This is a genomic window from Staphylococcus sp. EG-SA-15 (assembly GCF_017151895.1).
Taxonomy (GTDB): domain Bacteria; phylum Bacillota; class Bacilli; order Staphylococcales; family Staphylococcaceae; genus Staphylococcus; species Staphylococcus aureus.
Genome location: NZ_JACVZN010000015.1, coordinates 18,519 through 43,452 on the forward strand (window position 1 = coordinate 18,519; position 24,934 = coordinate 43,452).

22 protein-coding genes are annotated in these 24,934 nt (G+C 32.4%); 1 reads left to right on the forward strand and 21 read right to left on the reverse strand.

What is annotated here, in order from left to right; all coding sequences use genetic code 11:
* Positions 1 to 69 precede the first annotated feature (69 nt).
* The gene (locus tag IDG64_RS08125; RefSeq protein ID WP_001222105.1) at positions 70 to 867 is read right to left on the reverse strand and encodes a TIGR00282 family metallophosphoesterase; all 798 of its coding nucleotides are present in this window, start codon (positions 865 to 867) and stop codon (positions 70 to 72) included.
* A 173-nt stretch (positions 868 to 1,040) separates the two neighbouring features.
* On the opposite strand from IDG64_RS08125, the gene IDG64_RS08130 reads away from it, so the two are divergent.
* Positions 1,041 to 1,256: a hypothetical protein gene (locus tag IDG64_RS08130; protein WP_000026308.1), complete on the forward strand. Its 216-nt coding sequence runs from the start codon at positions 1,041 to 1,043 to the stop codon at positions 1,254 to 1,256.
* Between the two features lie 296 nt (positions 1,257 to 1,552).
* On the opposite strand, the gene rny is transcribed toward IDG64_RS08130, so the two are convergent.
* The 20 genes from rny to rnpM form a co-directional block, all read right to left on the reverse strand.
* Complete coding sequence (gene rny / locus IDG64_RS08135; protein ID WP_001050913.1) at positions 1,553 to 3,112, reverse strand: ribonuclease Y; 1,560 nt, start codon at positions 3,110 to 3,112, stop codon at positions 1,553 to 1,555.
* Between the two features lie 353 nt (positions 3,113 to 3,465).
* Positions 3,466 to 4,509: a recombinase RecA gene (gene recA, locus IDG64_RS08140; protein WP_000368166.1), complete on the reverse strand. Its 1,044-nt coding sequence runs from the start codon at positions 4,507 to 4,509 to the stop codon at positions 3,466 to 3,468.
* A 164-nt stretch (positions 4,510 to 4,673) separates the two neighbouring features.
* Complete coding sequence (locus tag IDG64_RS08145) at positions 4,674 to 5,825, reverse strand: CinA family nicotinamide mononucleotide deamidase-related protein (protein ID WP_000020361.1); 1,152 nt, start codon at positions 5,823 to 5,825, stop codon at positions 4,674 to 4,676.
* A gap of 226 nt (positions 5,826 to 6,051) precedes the next feature.
* A complete protein-coding gene (gene pgsA, locus IDG64_RS08150; protein WP_001025093.1) occupies positions 6,052 to 6,630 on the reverse strand; it encodes a CDP-diacylglycerol--glycerol-3-phosphate 3-phosphatidyltransferase in 579 nt (192 codons plus the stop codon).
* A 33-nt stretch (positions 6,631 to 6,663) separates the two neighbouring features.
* The gene (locus tag IDG64_RS08155) at positions 6,664 to 7,056 is read right to left on the reverse strand and encodes a helix-turn-helix domain-containing protein (RefSeq protein ID WP_000859443.1); all 393 of its coding nucleotides are present in this window, start codon (positions 7,054 to 7,056) and stop codon (positions 6,664 to 6,666) included.
* 18 nt (positions 7,057 to 7,074) lie between these two features.
* Entirely contained in the window at positions 7,075 to 7,902 is an 828-nt protein-coding gene (locus IDG64_RS08160; protein WP_000214890.1) for a YmfK family protein, read from the reverse strand.
* A 104-nt stretch (positions 7,903 to 8,006) separates the two neighbouring features.
* The gene (gene ymfI, locus IDG64_RS08165) at positions 8,007 to 8,711 is read right to left on the reverse strand and encodes an elongation factor P 5-aminopentanone reductase (protein ID WP_000646231.1); all 705 of its coding nucleotides are present in this window, start codon (positions 8,709 to 8,711) and stop codon (positions 8,007 to 8,009) included.
* The gene (yfmH, locus tag IDG64_RS08170; RefSeq protein WP_000664769.1) at positions 8,711 to 9,997 is read right to left on the reverse strand and encodes an EF-P 5-aminopentanol modification-associated protein YfmH; all 1,287 of its coding nucleotides are present in this window, start codon (positions 9,995 to 9,997) and stop codon (positions 8,711 to 8,713) included. The genes ymfI and yfmH overlap by 1 nt, the downstream gene beginning before the upstream one ends.
* A complete protein-coding gene (yfmF, locus tag IDG64_RS08175) occupies positions 9,997 to 11,262 on the reverse strand; it encodes an EF-P 5-aminopentanol modification-associated protein YfmF (protein ID WP_000089941.1) in 1,266 nt (421 codons plus the stop codon). The genes yfmH and yfmF overlap by 1 nt, the downstream gene beginning before the upstream one ends.
* 30 nt (positions 11,263 to 11,292) lie before the next feature.
* The gene (locus tag IDG64_RS08180) at positions 11,293 to 12,006 is read right to left on the reverse strand and encodes a GntR family transcriptional regulator (RefSeq protein WP_001293307.1); all 714 of its coding nucleotides are present in this window, start codon (positions 12,004 to 12,006) and stop codon (positions 11,293 to 11,295) included.
* Between the two features lie 4 nt (positions 12,007 to 12,010).
* Positions 12,011 to 14,380 carry an FtsK/SpoIIIE family DNA translocase gene (locus tag IDG64_RS08185; RefSeq protein ID WP_206171302.1) on the reverse strand — a complete coding sequence of 790 codons (2,370 nt, stop codon included), beginning with the start codon at positions 14,378 to 14,380 and terminating at the stop codon, positions 12,011 to 12,013.
* A 255-nt stretch (positions 14,381 to 14,635) separates the two neighbouring features.
* Positions 14,636 to 16,309, reverse strand: coding sequence for a ribonuclease J2 (gene rnjB / locus IDG64_RS08190; RefSeq protein ID WP_000052590.1), 1,674 nt, complete (start codon positions 16,307 to 16,309; stop codon positions 14,636 to 14,638).
* Positions 16,310 to 16,544: 235 nt separating this feature from the next.
* Entirely contained in the window at positions 16,545 to 18,641 is a 2,097-nt protein-coding gene (gene pnp / locus IDG64_RS08195) for a polyribonucleotide nucleotidyltransferase (RefSeq protein WP_000076690.1), read from the reverse strand.
* A gap of 369 nt (positions 18,642 to 19,010) precedes the next feature.
* Positions 19,011 to 19,280, reverse strand: coding sequence for a 30S ribosomal protein S15 (gene rpsO, locus IDG64_RS08200; RefSeq protein WP_001018328.1), 270 nt, complete (start codon positions 19,278 to 19,280; stop codon positions 19,011 to 19,013).
* A gap of 114 nt (positions 19,281 to 19,394) precedes the next feature.
* Positions 19,395 to 20,366, reverse strand: a complete 972-nt coding sequence (gene ribF, locus IDG64_RS08205; RefSeq protein ID WP_000864185.1) for a riboflavin biosynthesis protein RibF — start codon at positions 20,364 to 20,366, stop codon at positions 19,395 to 19,397.
* Positions 20,367 to 20,380: 14 nt separating this feature from the next.
* Positions 20,381 to 21,298, reverse strand: a complete 918-nt coding sequence (gene truB, locus IDG64_RS08210; protein WP_000282298.1) for a tRNA pseudouridine(55) synthase TruB — start codon at positions 21,296 to 21,298, stop codon at positions 20,381 to 20,383.
* A gap of 168 nt (positions 21,299 to 21,466) precedes the next feature.
* Complete coding sequence (gene rbfA, locus IDG64_RS08215; RefSeq protein WP_000097322.1) at positions 21,467 to 21,817, reverse strand: 30S ribosome-binding factor RbfA; 351 nt, start codon at positions 21,815 to 21,817, stop codon at positions 21,467 to 21,469.
* 385 nt (positions 21,818 to 22,202) lie between these two features.
* The gene (gene infB, locus IDG64_RS08220) at positions 22,203 to 24,320 is read right to left on the reverse strand and encodes a translation initiation factor IF-2 (RefSeq protein ID WP_000043635.1); all 2,118 of its coding nucleotides are present in this window, start codon (positions 24,318 to 24,320) and stop codon (positions 22,203 to 22,205) included.
* Between the two features lie 4 nt (positions 24,321 to 24,324).
* Positions 24,325 to 24,642, reverse strand: coding sequence for a YlxQ family RNA-binding protein (locus IDG64_RS08225; protein ID WP_000020853.1), 318 nt, complete (start codon positions 24,640 to 24,642; stop codon positions 24,325 to 24,327).
* Entirely contained in the window at positions 24,639 to 24,923 is a 285-nt protein-coding gene (rnpM, locus tag IDG64_RS08230) for an RNase P modulator RnpM (protein ID WP_000727423.1), read from the reverse strand. Before rnpM ends, IDG64_RS08225 begins: the two co-directional genes overlap by 4 nt.
* Positions 24,924 to 24,934 lie beyond the last annotated feature (11 nt).

The window sequence follows — 24,934 nt, forward strand, 5'->3', positions numbered from 1 at the left end:
ACAGTGGTACTATATTAAATTCATACTAATGGACGATAGGGTCCAATTCGAATGTTTACTTACGTAATTTTAAAATGTTGAAAATGGATGGTCATCATTTATCAATATACGTTCGATGTGCTTTGTTTTACCTTCTTTGTCTAAATCAATAACAACACCAGATAATACACTTCTACCTTCATTTGGAACAACATGTCTTTGTGGCAAACTAGTGATAAAACGCTCAATTACCTCTGTTTTATTTATTCCTAAAATGCCATCATAAAAACCTGTCATACCAACATCCGTTATATACCCTGTCCCCTTTGGTAAAATACGTTCATCTGCTGTTTGAATGTGTGTATGCGTTCCAACAACAGCGCTAGCTCTACCATCTAAATGCCATCCCATTGCATACTTTTCAGAAGTTGTTTCTGCATGAAAATCAACAAATATAAACGGAGTTTGTTCTTGTGCTTCCTTGACTAATTGATCTGCCTTTTTAAAAGGATCATCAATATCTGGCATAAACGCTCTTCCTTGCAGATTAATAACTGCAAGTTTAATATCATTAATTTGTATAAATCTCATACCAATTCCCGGCGCTTCATCCGGAAAATTCGCTGGTCTTACTAGTCGTTTTGCTTCATCTATAAAATCATAAATTTCACGTTGACCATATGTGTGATTACCCATAGTCATGAAATCTACACCATTTCTTAGTAATTGTTTATATATTTTTTCAGTCAAACCTTTACCATGTGCTGCATTTTCAGCATTTACAATTGTAACTGTTGGTTTATACTTTTGCTTCAGTTGAGGTATGTACGTTTCAATTGCGTCTCGTCCAATTTTACCTACGATATCCCCTATAAACATTATTCTCATGTTTTGTTCATCCTCTCATAAATACTAGTTTAATTCATACGTTCTAATATTTAAAGTAAATATTAAATTCTTTGAATTATTTTTCTTCAATTATAGAGAGACATTACTTTGTCTGAAAACTTCAATATGTTAGTATTAAGACATCAAAATAAATAGGAGTTGTAAATAAATACATGTCTATTAATATTGATCCAGAAAAATTTGCAGAATTAGTGGTTATGTCTAACCCATCAAAATTCGAAGATGCAGAGGATATAGCTAAAGAAAGTTTAAAGCTTTACATTAATGCATATCGTTTAGCAGAGAGATATTCAACGATTGCAACAAATTGTTATGATACTGCAGAAGTTATAAAAGAATTAAAGAAAACAGATTTACAATTAAAATAACTCAACTTAGAAATAAATCCTAATTAATATTGCAGAAGAGAAGATGTGTTACATCTTCTCTTCTTTTTTATTGGATAGAAAAGCAATCATCTTTATAGGTTTACATAATATAAATATAGTAATTACGAAGCCTAAAACATTTTTATTAAAAGCAATAACTTCTTATTTAATATAAGGTCCGTCTTACTTTCAAATAACTACTGTTTAATATAGTTATTACCGATAAAGTGCTGTCTAACTAGATTAAGACTACAACTTAAAAAAGCTCCCTCACTAATTTGTGAGGGAGACAAAAATTATTTCGCATATTCTACTGCTCTAGTCTCTCGAACAACTGTCACCTTGATATGACCAGGATATTGTAATTCATCTTCAATCTGATTTTTAATATCTCTAGCCAATCGATAAGATTTTAAATCATCAATTTCTTCAGGAGATACAATCACTCGGATTTCTCTACCTGCCTGAATCGCAAATGCTTTTTCTACACCATCATAACTTTCTGATAACGTTTCTAAACGTTCTAATCGACGAATATAATTCTCTAATGTTTCTTTTCTTGCACCTGGACGAGCCGCAGACAATGCATCTGCAGCAGCAACAAGGATAGATATAATAGATGTAGGTTCAACATCACCATGATGAGAATGGATTGCATTAATAACTGTTTCATTTTCACCATATTTTTTCGCTAATTCTACACCGATTTCAACATGACTACCTTCTACTTCATGATCAATTGCTTTACCAACATCATGTAAAAGTCCAGCTCGTTTCGCTAATGTCTCATCTTCGCCTAGCTCAGCAGCTAACATACTAGCAAGATGCGCAACTTCAATTGAATGTTTAAGTACATTTTGACCGTAACTTGTACGATAGTTTAAACGCCCTACAATTTTTACTAAGTCAGGATGCATATTATGTGCGTTCACTTCAAATGTAGCTTGTTCACCTGCTTCTCTAATAATATCGTCTACTTCTTTTCTAGCTTTTTCGACCATATCTTCAATTCTGCCTGGATGAATACGTCCATCAGATACTAAGTTAACAAGTGCTGTTCTAGCAATTTCTCTTCTTATTGGATCAAAACCAGATAATATAACCGCTTCTGGTGTGTCATCAATAATTAAATCAATGCCAGTTAAAGTTTCAAGTGTGCGGATGTTTCGTCCTTCTCGTCCAATGATTCGACCTTTCATCTCATCATTAGGTAAGTTAACTACTGATACCGTTGATTCACTTGTGTGATCTGCTGCTAATCTTTGTACTGCTGTAGCTAATAATTCTTTTGCTGTTTTATCAACTTTTTCTTTAGCTTCTTTTTCTTTTTCTTTAACAAGTACTGCAATATCTTGTGACAGTTCTTCCTCAACTCTTTGAAGTTGCTCATTAATAGCTTCTTCTTGAGTGAGACCGGAGATGCGTTCTAATTCTTGTTCATGCTTCATTATTAACGTTTGAACACTACTCTCTTTTGCATCTACTTGTTGTTGTTTTTCTTCAATTTTTGATTCTTTTTGCTCTAAAATCTCATCTTTTTTATCTAATAGATCAGATTTACGCTCTAAGTTTTCTTCTTTTTGAAGAAGTCGGGTTTCTTGTCTTTGAAGTTCACTACGTCTTTCACGTAGTTCTGCTTCAGTTTGTTCTCTTAGGATTTGGTTTTCTTCTTTTGCCTCAAGTAATTTCTCTTTTTTGATATTGTCAGCTTCTTTATGTGCTTGATTTACAATATCTTCGGCAGTTTGTCTAGCTTGTGATTGCTTTTGAAGCAACAAATTTCGGGCAACAACATACCCTCCAACAACTCCTAGAATGATCCCCAGCAAAATGAGTAGGAGGCTTAATAAATTCACACAAACACCTCCTTTTCTAGGGTTTGCTCTTTATATGAAATTCAATATGACTTTATGAAATTATATATAAATCATACAAATTAATTGTACGGTTTATAGGAGATAAGTGTCAAGTTATCAATTTGCACTTTTGCACTATATTGAATGCTATTTCTACTATTTTCTAAAGTTTTGAAGCTCGATTATAAAACTATTGATAATGTAATAATAAATAAAATAAAAAACCTTATAGTCTCGATTTGTAGTGTATCCCATAAAGTTAGATATTATTCTAGCTTTATGAGATGAATATCACTTTCAATCAATCCTATAAGGATATTTGCTAAGTTTAACTATAGATATAAATTTGTGTACTATTCTTCGTCAAATAATGACTTTGGTGCATCTTCTGTTTCTTCAACATCACCATCAGATATACCTAATTTTTCTCTCAATTTACGATCAATTTCTTCTTTAATTTGTGGATTTTCTTTCAAGTACATTTTAACATTTTCCTTACCTTGACCCATTCGTTCGCCATTGTAAGAATACCATGCTCCTGATTTATCAACGATGTCGTTTTCAACACCTAAATCAATAAGTTCACCCTCTTTAGAAATACCTTGTCCATACATAATATCAACTTCAGCTACTCTAAATGGTGGTGCCACTTTATTTTTAACGACTTTAATTTTAGTTCTATTACCTACAATTTCTTGTCCTTGTTTAAGCTGTTCTGCACGACGTACTTCTAGTCTTACTGAACTATAGAATTTTAATGCACGTCCACCTGGTGTAGTCTCTGGATTACCGAACATAACACCAACTTTTTCACGAATTTGGTTGATGAAAATAGCAGTTGTATTTGATTTAGAAATAGCACCTGAAAGTTTACGTAACGCTTGTGACATTAAACGAGCTTGTAAACCAACGTGAGTGTCTCCCATTTCTCCTTCAATTTCAGCTTTAGGTGTTAAAGCAGCAACTGAGTCTACAACTACAATATCAACTGCACCACTTCTAACAAATGCTTCGGCGATTTCAAGACCTTGTTCACCATGATCCGGTTGCGATAAATATAAATTATCGATATCTACGCCTAATGCTTGAGCATATTCTGGATCTAAAGCATGTTCAGCATCGATAAATGCTGCCACCCCGCCATTACTTTGTACTTCAGCAATAGCGTGAAGCGCTACTGTTGTCTTACCAGAACTTTCAGGACCATAAATTTCAATAATTCGTCCTTTAGGATAGCCACCTACACCTAGCGCATTATCTAATGTAACTGAACCAGTTGATGTAGTTGAAACTCGGCGACCTATATTGTCACCCAACTTCATTACGGCACCTTTACCGAAAGATTTCTCCATATTTTTAATTACTGTATCTAAAGCTTTTTGACGATCGTTATCCAAAGCGAGACCTCCTAATTGAAATTGCTATCTTTTAATTATCTTACCAATACTATACAAGGATTCAAAATAAAATACAAGTGTTTTGCGAATATTTGTTCGTATAAAATCTTGAAATCAAAACGCAAAAACGAACAAACGTGCTTATATTTTTATCGATAATACAATTAATTTGTTGTTCTAAGCCAATTTAATAATCTTATGAGCGCATAATTTTGACTTCTGTTCTTTAATAAATTTCTAGATTTAGACATTTTAAATTGCTCAGTTTTAAATTCAAAGTTATTATCATAGCCTATATGGACTACACCATCATACTCTAATAGAATAATTGCTGATGACACATTAAACAATTTATTAACAAATTGCACTGCATCTTTTAATTGCTGCTCAATAGGTTTATTAATATCAACAAAGTTTTCATTGTGATTAATCATACCCTTTAGAACATCGTTTAAATCCACTTCTTTCAATCGATGATATAAAGCACCATTAGTAATACCATCATATATTACAAAAGGTTCATGAATTTTCTTTATTACAGCTTGCTCAATTAATGTGTCATCTGAACCATAATAATATTCTCCAATACGATCAAGAATTTCTTGTTTAACAGGTTGAATCAATGATTGTGCTTGTTCTTTTGAGTCGGCATTTGCAGTCAATCTAATATATACTTCATGACTTCCCGCCAAAGGCGCAATCGTAGGATTAGTCTGTTTATCGATAAGATCTATTAATATTGTTTCTACTTTAGATTCACCTATTCCCGCAAATCTTAATAGTTCAGAATGTATAATTCGATTATGGTTTATAAAATGTGACAACAATTCATTTTTCACCATTGGTTGCATTTCTTTCGGTGGACCTGGTAATAAAATAATTTGTTTGTTTTCAAAATTCACCATCATTCCTGGAGCCATGCCATGATGATTTGTTAATACAGTTGAACCTTCAATTACTAAAGCCTGTTGTTTATTATTAGGTGTCATTTCTTGTCCTTGTTCCTCAAAATAGCTTTCAATATATTTTAAAGAAGGCTCATCAATAACTAAATCTTTACCAACAATCTGGGCCACTGTATGCTTCGTTAAGTCATCTTTCGTAGGACCTAAGCCACCTGTTAAAATAACAGTATCATATTTTTCTAGCGCATGACGTACACTTGATTCTAAACGTTTTTTATTATCTCCAATAACTTTATGTTCTAATACATTTTGTCCAATTTCATTAAATACTTTAGATAGAAATTGTCCGTTGGTATTAGCGATTTGACCTAGCAATAGTTCTGAGCCTACAGCAATAATGGCAATTGACATTTATATCCCCCTTGTATCGTTTAATTCATTTTTTCATGTATTTCATTTAAAAATTCACATCAATTTTAGATTCAATGTATCAGATGCTACTACAGATTTTCCCTAAAAAAATGAACGAATATTGTTTTACAATATATCATTATAAACAATTGCGTGGCTAATTTCTAAAATTGGGATTAAAAAAACTAGATTCCATATGAAAATGAAATCTAGTATAAACAAATATTTATTTTTGTTTAAAAACATCTCTACCTTTATAAAAGTATTCAATACCAGATAAGATAGTAAAAATAACGCCAATGTATAATAAAATTTGTCCTAATGACAAACCAATCAATGTTGCCAATGGATCACCTAATAACAACCAAGTAATTGCTACCATAGTAACTGCTGTTTTAATTTTACCTAATTGACCAGCTGCACTTACGAATCCTTGTTCAATTTGTAGTAAACGTAAACCAGTTACGGCAAATTCTCTGGCAATAATAATGATTGCTACTACAGAATTTGTTAGTCCTAGTTGCACAAGTACAATTAAAGCACTTGCAACTAATAATTTATCCGCTAATGGATCCAAAAATTTCCCCATATTTGTAACTAAATTCCATTTTCTAGCTAAATAACCATCAACAAAATCGCTAAGGGAAGCCAATATAAAAATAAAACCACTGATTAATAACTCAATTCTTATTTCATATCCTCCTAGAAATGACACATTGCCAAATCCAAAATCAACTAACGCAAACAATATAAAAACTGGTATTAACACTACTCTAAAAACCGTAATCTGGTTCGGAATATTCATTATACATCCTCATTTCTCACTAATTTATTTCTGTTAAAATATTAAAACTAACATGATCCATAACAATAAAGTTATTAAAACTGTAATACCCATGATTACTAATAATTGTATTGGCTCTTTTGATTTACTCTTATAATCTAAGTCTTTATTATTATTGAAAACTGTAATTACTTCGTCCCATTCGGCTTGGTTCGATGGAATTTCATCTTGATGAGCTTGAATTAATTGGTTAGGTTCAATATTTACTACGCTTGCATATTTTCTAATAAATCCTTCGCTGTAATTTTTATTCGGTAGTTGATCGAATTCATTATTTTCAATATGCACTAGCATTTCACGTTTAATTCCAGTACGTTGCTCTAATTCTGTTAAAGTCATTCCTAACCTTTCACGTCTACCTTTTAGCGCTTCACCGACCGTTTTCAATTCATAGCCTCCTTACACTTACTCGAAGAAACCAAAACCACCACCAAACGGATCTCCAAAATCTAAATTATTCTTACTTTGGACTGTCTGTTTCTTCATTTCTTCGTAATGTATTTCTTGATTTTCATTTTCTCTCAATTCGATAATATAGTCAAAATCTTCCATTGTACAAGTACTTGTTTCAACAAATAAATCTGGATGTTCAACGACTTTGATTGATGGTAACGTCATAACTTCGTTAACAAGCTCTTGATGTTTTGGATTAGATTCTCTGGCAGTAACTGCACCATCAATAATGTATACATGATTGGCATCATATTCCCCTTTAATTAGAGAGCTACGTACAGTTTGTTTTATTAAAGTAGAACTAATAAATAACCATCTCTTATGTGCACAAACACTTCCCGCAACAATTGATTCAGTTTTACCAACTCGTGGCATACCTCTAATGCCAATCAACTTATGACCTTCTTCTTTGAACAATTCAGCTAAAAAGTCTACTAACAAGCCTAAATCTTCACGCTCAAATCGAAAGGTTTTCTTATCTTTTGCATCTTGCTCAATATATCTACCATGTCTTACTGCAAGACGGTCTCTTAATTCTGGTTTTTTAAGCTTTGTTATTTCAATTTCATTTATACCACGAGCTATTTGCTCAAAACGTTCAACTTTTTCAAGATTGTCTGTTTTAATTAAAAGGCCTCGTTTACCTTGATCAACACCATTAATTGTAACAATACTTATACCTAACATACCTAATAAACTAGATACATCACCTAAAAGACCCGGTCTATTAATTTCAATTTCGTATTCTAGGTACCATTCTTTTTTCTCTGCAACTGTCATGGTGAACCTCACCCCTTGTTTAATTAACAAATTATGATTCATTGTAATATTCATATTATAACATCAATCATAAAAACATTTGCTCATAAAAATAGTTCTATATTTTAAATATACCAAGCACCATTAACTTTCTGTATAGTTCCAGTAACACTTCTAGCATTTGGGTGATATAAATAGGCGCATGTATGAGCAACCTCACTCGGTAAAATCAATCGCTGTTGTGGTAATTCAGTTATCATTGCTTGAAGTTCATCTTCTTGCCACTCACTTGCCATATTACCGGCTACAAATCCAGGTGCGATAGCATTTACTGTCACTGATGTTAGTGCAAGCTCTTGACTAAGCGCCTTAACGAAACCTAATTGTGCACTTTTCATCGTCGAATAAATAGTTTCCATACTAGCTCCTGTCTCACCCCAAATTGATGAAATTACAATAATTCTTCCATTGTCACTTTGACGTAAAACATCAACGAAATATCTACATAATCGAATTAATTGCAAGACATTTAACTGATAACATGCATCAATATCATGGTCTTTCATATCTTGTAAAACACCATATAAAGACTGACCACTTGCATATATTAAACAGTCTAATGATTTAATGTCACCAAATGTTTTGTCAATATCAATTGTTTGAGATAAATCCGCTTGTATAAAACGAACTTTATCATCATTAAATTTGCTAGTTAATTCATTTATATCAGTACGATAATATTGCACATAAACTTCAAATCCATCAGTTAATAATTGTTTGACTATCTCAGAACCAATTGAACCAGAACCACCTAATACTAATGCTTTCATTACTTTTTAATCTCCAAACGACTATCGACTTGCTGATCTAAATTTAAATATAACGATGACGTTTCATTAATACTATCTAACGTGATGTTTTCAACAATGTCTAACATGTCAAACACACTAACACCTTCAAAATACAATTTAGTATATTGATTAGCAATATATTCAGGTGAGTTTAAACTTGATATGAACTCACCTATAAATTGCTTTTTCAAAAGTTCAAATGCTTCTGCATCTTGGAAATTGCCTTTTTTATCACGCAACTCATCTAATAATAATTTTTTTAATTTATCTGGTTCTTCAGTAGCGCTTGTCACGATTGAAAAACTATACGTCGGCTCTAGTACAAATTGATAACCAAATGTATCATCGATAAGTCCTTCGTTTAATAAATTCTGATAAAAATCTGTTTCTTCCCCAAAAATTAACTCAAAGAATAATGACATTTCTAAATCACGTTGTACATATTTTTGAGGCGCTTCTTGTAATGGTTTATTTTTAAAACCAAGCATTAGTCTTGGTGATTGAATTTTCATAGATTCAGTAACAAATGCTTCTTTAACATCCTCCGGTTCATCAACAAGTCCTCGTTCGATTTTGGGTTGGTTAACTTTATTACGAGCATCCTCGTGTTGTTTTACTATTCGACATATTTCTTCTGGATTCACATCACCAACAACAAATAAAACCATATTTGATGGATGATAAAACGTTTCATAACATAGATACAAATCATCTTTTGTAATATCGTATATACTTTCTACACTACCGGCAATATCAACACGTATTGGATGTTGTTGATACATTGCACGCAATGTATTAAACATTAATTTATATCCAGGTTGTTCTTGATACATTTTTATTTCTTCTGCAATAATACCTTTTTCTTTATCAACAGTTTCTTTTGTAAAATAAGGCGTTTCAACCATTGTAAGTAAACGTTTAATGTTGTTTTCAATATTATCAGTTGCACTGAACAAGTAGCTTGTACGATCAAAGCTTGTAAACGCATTTGCTTGTGCATTATCTTCAGCAAACGCAGTAAATAAGTCTTCTTCTTCTTTTTCAAATAATTTATGTTCTAAAAAGTGAGCAACTCCATCAGGTACAGTAACAAATTGGTCTTGTCCAAGGGGTTTGAATTGATTATCTAATGAACCAAATTGTGTAGTGTAAGTGACAAATGTCTTTTGAAAACCTGGTTTGGGGATAATAAATAATCGTAAACCATTTTCTAATTCTTGTTCGAATACTCTTTCGTCTATTAATTCATAATAACGCTCTTTCATTATTTATCCCCTCCTTTTGTCAACACATAGATTGTATCTAAAAATGCTTTTTCAGCAACAGAAACAATATCTTCGCGACTTACCTTCTGTATATCATTTATAAATGTTTCTTTGCTTTGTGGTTGCTCTAATAATATTTGGTTATGCATAATCTCTATAATACTTTTCGGACGATCTTCAGATTCATATCGATGAGAAATGATTACTTTTTTAGCTAACTCTAATTTTTCTTCAGTGAAATCTCCTGCTTTTATTTTTTCAAATTCACTTATAATAGTGTCTTTTGCAGTTTCGTACTTATCACTTGAAACCCCACTCAAAACAAATAAATAGCCATTTTTGCCATCAATTTGTGAATGTATAGAGTACGCTAAACTTTGCTTTTCTCGCACTTCATTAAATAAAACAGATGAAGGATCTCCTCCAAACATCATGTTAAATACAACAAAGGCAGCATATCCACTTTGTCCATATTGTGTTGGAAAACGGTATCCCATATTTAATTTAGCTTGATCCACGTCATCATATTCAACAATATAATCAACTTCTTCATCGTGTAAATGATGAGTAGAATGTTGGAATTGATGTTTATCGAATGGTTTAAGTGCAAATTTTTCACGTATTTGTTTCTCAACACTTTCAGGTTCTACATTGCCGACAACATAAACAGAACATTGATCATTATTAATCATTGATTGATATGTATGATATAGTGTTTCAGCAGTAATATGTGGGATTTGTTCTAGTTGTCCTGTAGATAAGTATTTATATGCTTCATTTTCAAACATATGGTCGAGTAATTTTAAAAACGAATATTGTGCTTTATTATCTACCATTGCTTCTATTTTTTTTGCTAATAATGTTTTCTCTTGGTTAACAAAATTATCATTGAATGCTTTATTTTCAATTAATGGATTCCAAATGATTTCTTGTAATAAATCTAATCCTTGATTAAATAATGATTCACCGTTTCTTAAATAACGTTCATTAACAATTTCTAATGAAAATGTAATGACATGCTGATCTTTGAATTTTGAAATTGTACTATTCACATACGCACCATATAAATCGGCTAAGTGATTATTAAACGACTTATCGGTTGGCCATTTCTTAGTTGCTCGAACTAATAATTTGCTTAATAATGATCTAGCTGTTATTGTGTCATATTCTAAAGGTGCCATAAATTTAAAAACTATAGTAGTTGTTTTAAATTTAGTTGTTGGTGAAACTTTGATATGTATATTTGGTTGAGATTGTCTACTCAAATATATAGCCTCCTCTATATCTTCTTACATCTATATTTTTCTAGTGATTTTAAATTGAACTAAGCTATTTTTCATATAATTTAATGAATACAAAATAGGTTCATCTGATTCATTATAGTGCGTAATTTTTAATAAAATCAAACCTTCGTGTGGCGAAGCATTCAGTACTTCGGATATTCGAGGTTCATAATTTACCGCTTCAATTTCTGTATCAGCATAACAAATATTATGATTACTTTGTTCTTTTATCGCACTTAGAATCGATCCATTGCTCATTTGATACTCTGTACATGTTAATTCTTTTTTAGCAATTTTATCTAAACAATAGACGACCGGTTCTCCATCGGCAGTTCGTAATCGTTCTATAATGGTTACTGGATATCCTTCTTCAACGCTCAACAAATTTGCATCTAACATAGTTGCTGGTTGCTCATCAAAATTTAAGTATTCAGTTCCGCATTCAAATCCTGCATTTTTAATCATTTGCCCAATACTTATAAGTTCATTCAATGGATAAAAGAAAGGGGGCAGTGACTTAACACTTGTGCCCTCTTCAAAATTATCTTTAATGACTTGTTCAGTAATCAATGCCTGAATTGCTTCATAAACATCGTCGGTTTTTACATTTAATTCTCTGGCAATTGATAAATTACTTGGAAGTTGGTCACCATATTCCAATTTATTTTGCTTAATCAAATTTAAAATGTATTGTTTAACGTTATATACCGCATTCATTTCTGACATTTTTTTACACCTCGTCATTATTAAGATCTATTAAAACTTGTCTAGGCTTGCTTCCTTTTTGTGGACCGATTACCTGATTGCGTTCTAAATCATCCATCAACCTAGATGCTCTATTATAACCAATTCTAAATTGGCGTTGTAACAATGATGTACTTGCCTTTTGTTGTTCAACAACAAACAAATACGCTTCATCATATAAAGCATCTTCACTTTTCATTTCCGATTTATCCACTGGTGCATCTGGTTCCATTTCTTTTACATAATTTGCCTGTTGTTGTTCTACTACATAATTTACAACATCTTGCACCTCTTGGTCACTTAAAAACGCCCCTTGAATACGTGTTTGTGATGAGTCACCATTTCCAACGTATAACATGTCACCTTTACCAAGTAACTTTTCTGCGCCGCCAGTACCAATAATAGTTCTTGAATCTGTTTGAGAACTCACAGCAAAAGCAATTCTAGATGGAATGTTATTTTTAATGATACCTGTAATTACATCCACAGAAGGTCTTTGTGTTGCTACAATCAAATGTATACCTGCTGCACGTGCCATTTGTGTGATACGTTGAATCGCATTTTCAACTTCTTTACCAGCTACCATCATTAAATCTGCAAGCTCATCTACAATAACAACGATATAAGGTAATTCTGGTTGCTTCTCATCTAATTCTTGATTTTGCTTACGGATTAATTCGTTATAACCTTTAATATTTCTAGTTGATGAATGTTGGAATAAATCATAACGTCTTTCCATCTCAGCTACAATTTTTTCTAAAGCTTGAGCAGCTTTATGAGGATTTGTAACAACCGGAATTAATAAATGTGGAATTCCGTTATAAACATTTAGTTCAACCATTTTCGGATCGATTAACATAAGTTTAACTTCATGCGGCTTAGCATTTAATAAAATACTTGTAATAATACCATTTATACAAACAGATTTACCACTACCCGTCGATCCTGCCACCAATAAGTGTGGCATTTCATTTAGTGGAACAGTAATTGGATCACCTGATATATCTCTTCCTAATCCAACTTCTAGTTTATTATTAGACGGGAATTTTTCATCTAAAACTTCTTTTAGTGAAACTAATGAAATTTTCTCATTTGGCACTTCAATACCTACTGCAGAGCGACCAGGTATTGGCGCTTCGATTCTAACATCTTTTGCTGCTAAAGCTAATGCAATATCATTATGCAAGTTTACAATTTTACTCACTTTAACCCCTTGAGCTGGTTGAATTTCATATTGAGTTACTGCAGGACCAATTTTAATTTGTGTCACTTTTGCATTTACCCCAAAATCTTTTAATGTATTCTCTAGTACTTGTCCTTTACGTTGCACTTCAGCTTTAGATGTTGCTTTTTGTTTTGCAGGTTGATTAAGTAAAGTTAACGGTGGAACAACATACGATACATTCGTAACTTCACCAGCTTCTTCAATAGTGTTTTCACTTTCAACACTGTTATGAGTTTGTTCTGTTAATTGTTCTTGCTGATCTGCTTGATGATGATTTACGATGTTATTCGAACTATTCTCTGCATCAAACACTCGTTTTTTTCGACTTGGTTGACTCTGGCTTTTACTTTCATTTTCAGTATGCCCATAAATTGGAATATCTCTTTCTTGAGGCACTTCCGTAAAATCACTCACATCTTTTATTTGTGGCTGTTCATTTTGACGTGCCTTTTGTTCTTCTTTAAGTCTTGCTTTTTCTTCACGCTTCAATTGTTTTTCTTGGTTTCTTTCCGACATTTTTTCATTAAATGAACCAAACCAAGCTTTTATATTTTCCAGTGCAACTTTTGCAACTTCACGATGTTGATGGTTTGTTAATAAAATAACACTTGAGCATAATAATAAAATAGTAATAATACATACACCAAATAATGAAATTAAAGGTACGCTTAACTCTAATAAATAAAAGCCTAATACACCGCCACCAAAATTTGGGAAATGACTGTGTTGGTATGACTGATACACATAAGAAAGTACAGGTTCTCTTTCAGCTTTGATACCACTATTAAAATGAAAAACTAACTGTGATACAAATAGCAATGCAATTTGCAATACAATCGAACCAGCCGTTCGTCTAGTTTTAGGAATACGTTTAGAGTATGTAATAAAACCAGTTGCTAAGAGTACTAAAATATATGTTAAATATCTACTGTACCCAAATAAATAATTAAAGAAGCTGTCAATTAGACGACCTATTATTCCTAATTGGAAAACACCCAACACCATTAATGCAACTACTAAAATAGCTATGACATAACGTATCGGATTATCATTCTTCTTTTTCCTCGAATTTGTTCTTTTTTTTGATGTTGTTTTTTTCTTAGCTGTCGATTTCTTTTTTGCTTGTGCCAATTGACGCACCTCCTTATGTTGCCTTAGTTAAAACGACGTTATTATATATAATTTCCTATTTGATGTTTAGAATATGTAGTCCAAACAGACGATGAAAGAGGTTAGAACAATATCATCTATGTATCAATTTACTTAAGATAACAGATTAATCGTTACCCCTTCAATTGACCATCATAAAATATAAGTAAATTGTCCATGACAACCATTATATTTCAGTGACTTGTTCTGACCTCTTTTATGTTAATGACTTTTTGATTAAATTTCAGAAATTACTGGAATAATCATAGGACGACGTTTTGTACTTTCGAATAATAGTTTACTAATTTGATCACGCATATTTTGCTTAATTTCAGACCATTCTATGCGTTTTTCTTGTAAACCAGCCTCTACTATTTCACGTACTTTCTCTTCTGCTTCACGTAATAAGTCTTCACTTTCACGTACATATACAAACCCACGAGATTGAATTTCAGGTCCCGCAGCTATACGTCTATTTTTAGGATCTAACGTTACTACAGCAATAAAGATACCATCTTCTGCTAAAAGATGACGGTCTCTCAACACGATATTTCCTACATCCCCAATACCAATACCATCTATTAAAATATTTCCTGAATTTACCTTTTCATTTAATATCATATCTTTACCGTTGTAATTAATGACATCTCCTTTTTCCACAAGGAAAATCTTTTCTGGTGCAACACCTGCTTCAGCTGCTAGCTTCGCATGTGCTATCTGCATTTTAAATTCACCTTGTACAGGAATAAAGTATTCAGGTTTCATAATATTAATCATCATTTTTAATTCTTCCATGCAACCATGACTTGAAGCATGAATCTTCTTGTTATTTGGAATAATATGTGCGCCAGCACGTACAAGCTCATTTAATGTATTCGCAATGATAACTTCCATATTAGCAGAAGCCGTAATTGCTAAAAATACAGAATCGCCTTCTTCGATATTCATAATTTTATGCTTATGTTGCGCCATTTGACTTAAGGCTTCTACAGGTTCTCCTTGCATACCAGTAGCTATAATTATCACTTCATTTTTAGGATAATTATCAACTTCTGTTATAGGAATTAGCAAATCTTTAGGAATGTCGAAATACCCCATTTTACGAGCAATATTAAATGAACTTTCAAGTGATCTTCCTAAAAATGACACTTTACGATTTAGCTTGCTAGCAATATTTAAAACTTGCTGAATACGTATAAAGTTCGAAGCATAACATGAAACAATCAAGCGACCTCGCACTTTTGCAAAAGCGTCATACATATGATGTTCAATCACATTTTCCGGAGTATTATATCCAGGTTTCTCTGCCTCAGTAGAATCACTGATTAAGACAAATACGCCTTCTTCACCAATCTCTGCCATACGTTTAATATCTGGTGCATAATGTCCATGTAAACTTTGGTCAAACTTAAATTCACCTGTATACACAATGGCACCATATGAAGTATGAATACAAACACCTAGACTATCAGGAATACTGTGTGTCGTATTAAAGAAACTAATATTCACGTTTTTGAATCTCATAATTGAATCATTATTAACTGTGTAGTAGCGAACTTTTTTATCAATATTACGGGCTTTCATATTTTCTTTAATTAACGCTATTGTCAATTTAGATCCATATACTGGTGCATCTAATTGTTCTAAAACATAACTCACTGCACCAATCGCGTGCTCATGTCCGTGTGTAAGGAATATACCCTTCAATTTATCTTTATTTTCAAGTACGTATGAAATGTCTGGTATAACAATATCAATACCTAGCATTTCGTCTTCTGGAAACATAAGTCCAGCATCTAACATAAACATTTCATCGTCTACTTCAACGATATACATATTTTTAGCAATTTCGCCAACACCGCCTAATGGTATAATGCGAATATCTTTATTCTTTTTCTTTATTAAACTCAAAATCTTACCTCCTAAATTTGTTACCCGTCCATATATAAACTCACTATTCATTATAAGTTAAAAAACACTTGATGTACACTATTAATCACTATACATACAGGATAATTAACAGTTGCACACAAAATAATAAAGCGTTTTAAAATGTTCAATACAACAAATTCAAAATGGATCACTTCGTAAAAAATGGCATAAAAAAATCACATGACGATACATTGTCGTCATATGACTTTAAATATTATTCTTCTAATGCTCTATGTGAAGCATTTACTCGACCTTGTTTATCAATTTCAGTAATCTTAACTTCAATTGTGTCACCGATTTTTAATACATCTTCCACTTTTTCAATTCTATTTTTTGAAATTTGTGAAATGTGAAGCAACGCATCTTTACCTGGGAATAGGCCTACAAACGCACCGTATTTTTCAATACGTTTAACAGTGGCTTGATAAGTTTGACCTACTTCCGCTTCACGTGTAATTTCCTCAATGATTTCACGAGCACGATTTATCATAGCTTGATCAACGGCCCCAATAAAGATAGTACCATCTTGTTCAATATCTAATTTAACGCCTGTTTCATCAATAATTTCGTTAATTTTTTTACCACCAGGTCCGATAACATCTCTAATCTTATCTGGTTTAATTGTCATAGTTACAACTTTTGGCGCGTAAGCACTTAATTCAGTACGTGGTTGATCAATTGTTTGTAACATATGATTCATTATTTCTAAACGACCACGTCTCGCTTGTTCTAGAGCCTCTTCGATAATTTCACGCGTTAAACCGTCAATTTTAATATCCATTTGAATTGCTGTAATACCTTCTTTAGTACCAGCGACTTTAAAGTCCATATCACCTAATGCATCTTCCATACCTTGGATATCAGTTAAAATCGTATAGCTATCTTCACGTGTAACAAGACCCATAGCAATACCAGCAACTGGTGCTTTAATCGGTACGCCCGCATCCATTAATGCTAATGTTGATCCACAAATTGACGCTTGAGATGATGAACCGTTTGATTCAAGTACCTCACTTACAATACGAATTGTATATGGGAAATCAGCAGTATCAGGAATAATATATTTTAATGCTCTTTCACCTAACGCACCATGTCCAATTTCACGACGACCTGGCGCACGTACTGGACCAGTTTCACCTACTGAAAAATTCGGGAAGTTGTAATGATGCATGAATCTTTTTTCTTCTTCAGGTCCTAAACCATCAATTAATTGATAATCGCCTAAAGCACCTAATGTTAAAACTGAAAGTGCTTGAGTCTGACCACGTGTAAATAGACCTGAACCATGCGTTCTAGGTAAAATACCAACTTCAGAATCTAATGGACGGATTTCATCAGGTTTACGGCCGTCTGGTCTAATTTTTTCATCTGCAATTAAACGTCGAACTTCTTCTTTCACTAATTCATTTAAAATTGCATAAACTTCTTTAATAAGTAATTCATTTTCTGGATCTTCTTCATCGATAAATTCATTGACAATTTCTTCTTTTAAGTTATCAAGATTTTCATCTCGTTGTTGTTTATCAAATGTTAAAACTGTTTCTTTAAGTCCTTTTTCTTCGGTTAAAGATTTTACACGTTCAACTAGCGCTTCATCACGCTCTGCTGGAATAAATTCTTGTTTAACAGGTTGAATGTGGTCGACGATTTGTTGTTGGAAATCAACTAAACGTTGAATCTCTTCATGACCAAAGAAAATCGCCTCTAACATTTCTTGTTCAGTAATCTCACTAGCGCCTGCCTCTACCATGTTTACTGCATCTTTATGACCAGCTACTTCAAGGTCTAAACGAGAAACTTCTTTTTCTTCTACTGTTGGGTTAATGATATATTTACCGTCAATATAACCCACATTTACACCGGCGATTGGCCCTTGGAATGGAATATCCGACACACTAAGCGCCATAGATGAACCAATCATTGCAGCCATTTGTGGTGAACAATCAGGATCTGCACTTAATACCATGTTCATAATTTGAACATCATGCTTATATCCTTTAGGGAATAAAGGTCTAATTGGTCTATCAATTAATCGCGCAGTTAATGTTGCATCGTCACCAGGACGTCCTTCTCTCTTTTTAAATCCACCAGGAATTTTACCCGCAGCGTACATTTTTTCTTCATAGTTCACTGTTAATGGGAAGAAATCTCCATCACGAGGTTCTTTTGATGCAGTTGCCGTCGATAACACGACTGTATCTCCATAACGAACCAATACAGCGCCATTTGCTTGTTTAGCTAATTGCCCTGTTTCAATCGTTAAAGATCTTCCTGCCCATTCAGTTTTAAAAACTTTCTTTTCTTGAGACATTATAAATCTCCTCTCTTGAATCTAATAGTTATATCATATCATTTATTATCGTATTTTAATATTAGTTATAAAATATTGAATTGGAAAAAAAGAGAGCGGGATATCCATCTATTATTTACAAAATAGACTTATCGTCCCACCCTTATCAGTATAAATATAAGTTATATTTTTTAAAAAAACATACTTTATTTTTAATATCTTGATTATTACTCTAGGTGTACTTATATCATCTTTATCTCATTATAACCTTATTATTCACTCAATATTAGCTTAACATATAATAAATGTTAATATTTGTAAAAAGCTTTTTTAATATAAATTAAGGTTGGAACATAAATATGCCCCAACCTCAAAGACGTTATATTAAGATTAACGACGGATACCAAGTGATTTAATTAATTCACGGTAACGTTGAATATCTTTACTACGTAAGTAGTTTAATAAATGTCTACGACGACCTACCATTTTTAATAATCCACGACGTGAATGGTGGTCTTTTTTGTGTGTACGTAAGTGTTCGTTTACTGCGTTGATTTCTGCAGTAAGTACAGCGATTTGTACTTCTGGTGAACCAGTATCAGTTTCGTGTACACGGTATTCTTTAATGATTTCGTTTTTACGTTCTTGTGAAATTGCCATAATCAATTTCCTCCTTAAAATGTTTGAATACTCCTTAATCCGAGTTAGGCGTTGGAGATTCGACCTACTAAGAAAAAGGTGTGGTATAGATTGTTTATATAACTATACGCAACTCTAAATATTATAAGCTACTTCATCACCAAAATCAACTGCTAATAAATATTTAGCACGCGATTTATCATCGTTCATTTGTTTAACTAATGGGTCGATACCATCAAATTTAATCTCAGGACGTAAGAAATGATGCCAATTCACGGTCACTCGTTCACCATAAATATTATCCTCAAAGTCAAAGATATTCACTTCGATGACAACTTCTGCTTTGTTAGGATCATGAAATGTTGGCTTTACACCTATGTTAGCTACCCCTCGATATAATTTATTTTCAGTGCCGATTTCAATACTAACAGCATAAACACCTTTACGAGGTAACAAATAATCATCACTAGGTTGAATGTTAGCTGTTGGGAAGCCAATAGTTCTTCCTCTTTTTTCACCTTGCACTACAGTGCCTTTAATAGAATATATATAGCCTAAAGCATCATTCGCTTTTTGCAACTCACCATTGATTAAATCTTGACGAATAGAAGTTGTAGAAATTTTTTCATTTTCAATTTCTTGCTTACTCACAATTGTCGTATTAAACGCATCATATTCTTGAAGAACAGTCATATTACCTTTTCCAAATTTACCAAAAGTAAAATCAAAACCAGCAATGACTTCTTTTACATTATTTTTAATTATATAATTTTCAACAAAATCTTCAACGCTCACATTAGCAAACCTAGATGAAAAATTAACCACTATACAATAATCAATATCATGTTGGCTAATTTTTTCGATTTTATCTGAAAGTGGCGTTAAATACGTTGTTCGTTTTCTTTTAGGATTCAACACGACAGATGGATGCGGATCAAATGTCATCACCGCTTTTTTTAAACTGCGTGCCTCAGCTATTTCATTTAATATATCAAAGACTTTGTCATGACCTTTATGCATGCCATCGAAAAATCCGAATGCCATTGCAACATCCTCTGTAATATACTGTTTAGATTGTATAGGATGTGTCACTTCTATGACTTTCATAAATTCTATCTCCTTTAATTAAAGACTTTTTTAGGTTTAATTTCTGATTCTTTTGTAGGGTGTACCATATAAATTGCTAATACTTTTTCTGAATCATCATCAATAAATACAATTTGGTCTTTAATTTTGTTATCAAATTCATTTTTATTAAATTTCTGCCCATTTAAAATACGTTTTTTTATGTGCGAATCTTTAATTTTAATGCTTGGCAAACCCTTTAATCCATATTCTAAAGGAAACAATTTATTTTGCAATGAATCCTGCTCATGAAGTTCTTTTATTTGTTCTAATGTAAGGCTATCTTTCAACACAAATCCACCAGACTCGATTCGTGTTAATTTCGACATATGTGCCGGAAAGCCTAATTTCACACCAATATCAGTTGCTAGCGTTCTAATATATGTACCTTTACCACAGATGACGCGTATTTTAAAATGACACTCATTTTCTTTAAAATCTAATTCAGATATACGCCCAATGTCTTTAATATTAACTTTACGCTTTGGTCTTTCAACTGTTTCATTATTACGCGCATATTCATATAATTTTTTACCATTCACCTTGACTGATGAATACATTGGCGGAATTTGTTCAATAACACCTTTAAAATTTTCTAACAATCGGTCAATATCGTCCTTATTAAAATCTGCTGAGTGTACACCTTTTGTTTCCAATGTATCACCCGTTTGATCTTCAGTCGTTGTACTTCTTCCTATCGATACAGTTGCTTCATAAGCTTTGCCCATATCCATAACATAATCACTAACTCTCGTTGCATTACCTATACATACCGGTAACACGCCTGCAACTTCGGGATCAAGCGTACCCGTGTGACCTATTTTTTTAGTTTTTAATATTTTACGCAATTTGAATACAACGTCATGACTTGTTAAACCGCGCTCTTTATATACTGGTAATATCCCATTATACATATAGTCACCTTCTTTTTTAAAATATATTTTAATAGCGTATCAACTGAATTTATTCATAAAAAAACTGGAAAATGTTAACTATTTCTACACATCTATGTATTAACTGTTTAATGTTAATATACCGATATTAAGAAATTATCAAACATTTTCCAGATACCTAACACTAAATTATCTATCTTGTTTGTGTAAATCTTGAATCATTCGTTCAATTTTATTACCATATTCGATTGATTGATCATATTCATACATTAATTCCGGCATAATACGTAATCGCATTCTAGAACCTAATTCAGACTTAATGAAGCCTTTTGCTTTATCAAGTGCTTTAAATGTATTTTCTACTTCTTTATCGTTACCTAATACAGTTAAAAATACTTTAGCCTGCGATAAATCATTTGTTAAAACAACATCTGTAATTGTAATAAAACCAACTCGAGGATCTTTGACTTTATTGTTGATGATATCCATTAATTCCTTCTTCATTTGTTCACCAACACGCTCTGCTCTCATACTGCTCATTCTTGTCACCTCTTTATCTTTAAGTTCAATTGTTATTTACATTTTTTAGTGTAACAATGCTTAAACAATTATTTTAGCTCACACGTTATTTTAATAAATTAAGCCTATAAAATCAAATAAAGTTTGCCGTAAGATAGGCATTTCAACAGAAAATTTTCCAATAATAGTCGACATTATATTTTGTCATTAAAAATCATTCTAGGCCACCACAAAATTTTATACAAAATCATGTCCATATAACGTAACTTTTAATAGGTAATCTATTCTAATAAAAAACCAAAAGCTAGTATCAAATATGCTCCCTATAAAGTAGACACTTAAAAAGTGCAATATTTATAGGGAGCATATCAATCTTAACTATACTTTTAGCTTGTAATTTATTTAATTAACGCTTAATTTCAACCATTTCAAATGCTTCGATAACATCGCCTTCTTTAAGGTCATTGTAGTTTTCAATTGTAATACCACATTCATAACCTTTTGCAACTTCCTTAGCATCATCTTTGAAACGTTTAAGTGTATCTAATTCGCCTTCATATTGAACAATACCATCACGGATAATACGTACACCAGCATTTCGCGTAATTTTACCTTCAGTAACATAACATCCAGCAATAGTACCAACTTTAGAAACTTTGAATGTTTGACGAACTTCAGCTTGTCCGATAACTTGTTCTTCAAATTCTGGATCAAGTAAACCTTTCATCGCTGATTCAATTTCTTCGATAACATTATAAATAACTCTGTGTAAACGCATATCAACATTTTCAGCTTCTGCAGCACGTTTTGCACCACTGTCTGGACGAACATTGAAACCAATGATAATACCATTTGAGGCATTAGCAAGTGTCACGTCTGACTCATTAATTGCACCAACCGCTGTATGAATGATACGAACATTTACGCCTTCAACATCAATTTTCATTAATGATGCAGCTAAAGCTTCAACAGAACCTTGAACATCACCTTTAATAATAACGTTTAAATCTTTCATTTCACCTTGTTTCATTTGTTCAAACAGGTTATCTAATGAAACATTTTTACTTTCTTGACGTTGTTGTACAATGCTAGCTTCGTGTCTTGATTCACCAATACGACGAGCTTGTTTTTCATCACTAAATACAACAAAGCGATCCCCAGCTTGTGGCACATCATTAATACCTGTAATTTCAACAGGCGTTGATGGACCAGCCGTTTTGATTCTTTGACCTAAGTCATTAACCATTGCACGGATACGGCCGTAAGTATTACCAACTACAATCGCATCACCAACATTTAATGTACCGTTTTGTACTAATAATGATGCAGAAGGACCACGTGATTTATCTAATTCAGCTTCGATAACTGTACCAACAGCACGGTTTTTAGGATTTGCTTTAAGTTCTTGAACTTCTGCAACTAATCCTATCATTTCTAATAAATCGTCGATACCATCACCACTTAATGCAGAAAGTGGAACGAAAATTGTTTCGCCGCCCCAATCTTCAGGAATTAAACCATATTCAGTTAATTCTTGCATAACTCGATCAGGATTTGAAGTTGGTTTATCAATTTTATTTACTGCAACAATAATTGGTACTTCTGCTTCTTTAGCATGGTTAATTGCTTCAATTGTTTGTGGCATAACACCATCGTCAGCTGCAACTACTAAAATTGTAATATCTGTTACTTGTGCACCACGCGCACGCATCGTTGTAAATGCAGCATGTCCCGGTGTATCTAAGAAAGTGATTTTTTTGCCATCGTTTTCAATTTGATATGCACCAATATGTTGAGTGATTCCGCCTGCTTCACCTGCTGTAACTTTTGTATGACGAATTGAATCTAATAAAGTAGTTTTACCATGGTCAACATGTCCCATAATTGTTACAACTGCTGGTCTCTCAATTGCTTCTGGATCATCTTTTTCGTCTTCGAAGTAGATTGATAAATCTTCTTCATTAATCACAACTTCTTCTTCAACCTCAACGCCATAATCATCGGCAATTAATTCGATTGTTTCTTGATTTAATGATTGATTGATATTAGCAACAATACCAAGTAAGAATAATTTTTTGATAATTTCTGATGATTCAACATTTAATTTATCCGCAAATTCGCCTACTGTAATACCTTCTTGATATGTCACTTTTGATGGTATTTCTTTTGGAGCAGCTGGTTGATTTTGTGGTTTATTATTCTTGTTATTTTTCTTATTATTTCTATTATTCTTTTTATTGCCTTTGTTGCCTTTATTATTTTGTTGTTGATTCTTTTTGTTATCTTTTTGTTGCCCTTTATTTTGGTTTTGATTGTTTGATTTTTGGTGATTATTTTGAGTGCTTTGTTTATTGTCGTTCTTTTGTTCTTTTTTGAACTTTTTATCTAATGCTTTAATTTGGTCATCTTCCAAAGCTTGCATATGATTTGAAACCTCAATATTCATGCTTTTTAACTCATCTATAATCTCTTTACTCTTTAGATTTAATTCTTTCGCATATTCGTAAATTCTTTGTTTACTCATATAATCACTCCTTATGATATTCATCTATCATTGATAGCAACTTTTTAGCAAAGCCTGGGTCAGTAATCCCTACATTAACACGCTCACCTTTTCCAAGTGCTATTCCCAATTCATTTCGATTTCCAAACTTTCTGAATGGAACTTTGTAACTCTTACATTTATCTGTAATTAATTTAGCTGTATTATCAGACGCATCATTTGCAACAATAACGAGCTTCAAATTTCCTTTTTTAATCTCATTAACAATGACTGATTCACCTGTTTTTACTTTACCAGCTCTCATTGCTAATCCTAAAAAGTTTAATATTTGATCTATACTCATTTTGGGATCTCTTCTCTATAAATTAATCTAATAATTTCTTTGTAAACAGGATCCAATTGCTCTTTAGATGCTTTAAAATATTTTTCTAAAATTTCTTTTTGTTGTGCTTTTTCAACCATAGCAACATCTTTAGAAACATATGCGCCACGGCCTTGTTTCTTTCCAGTAACATCCGCAAAGATTTCGCCTTCTTTATTAACAACAACACGAATCATATCTTTTTTGGGATGCATTTCATTTGAAAGAATACATTTTCGCATCGGAATTTTTTTCTTTTTCATAGATACTTCAC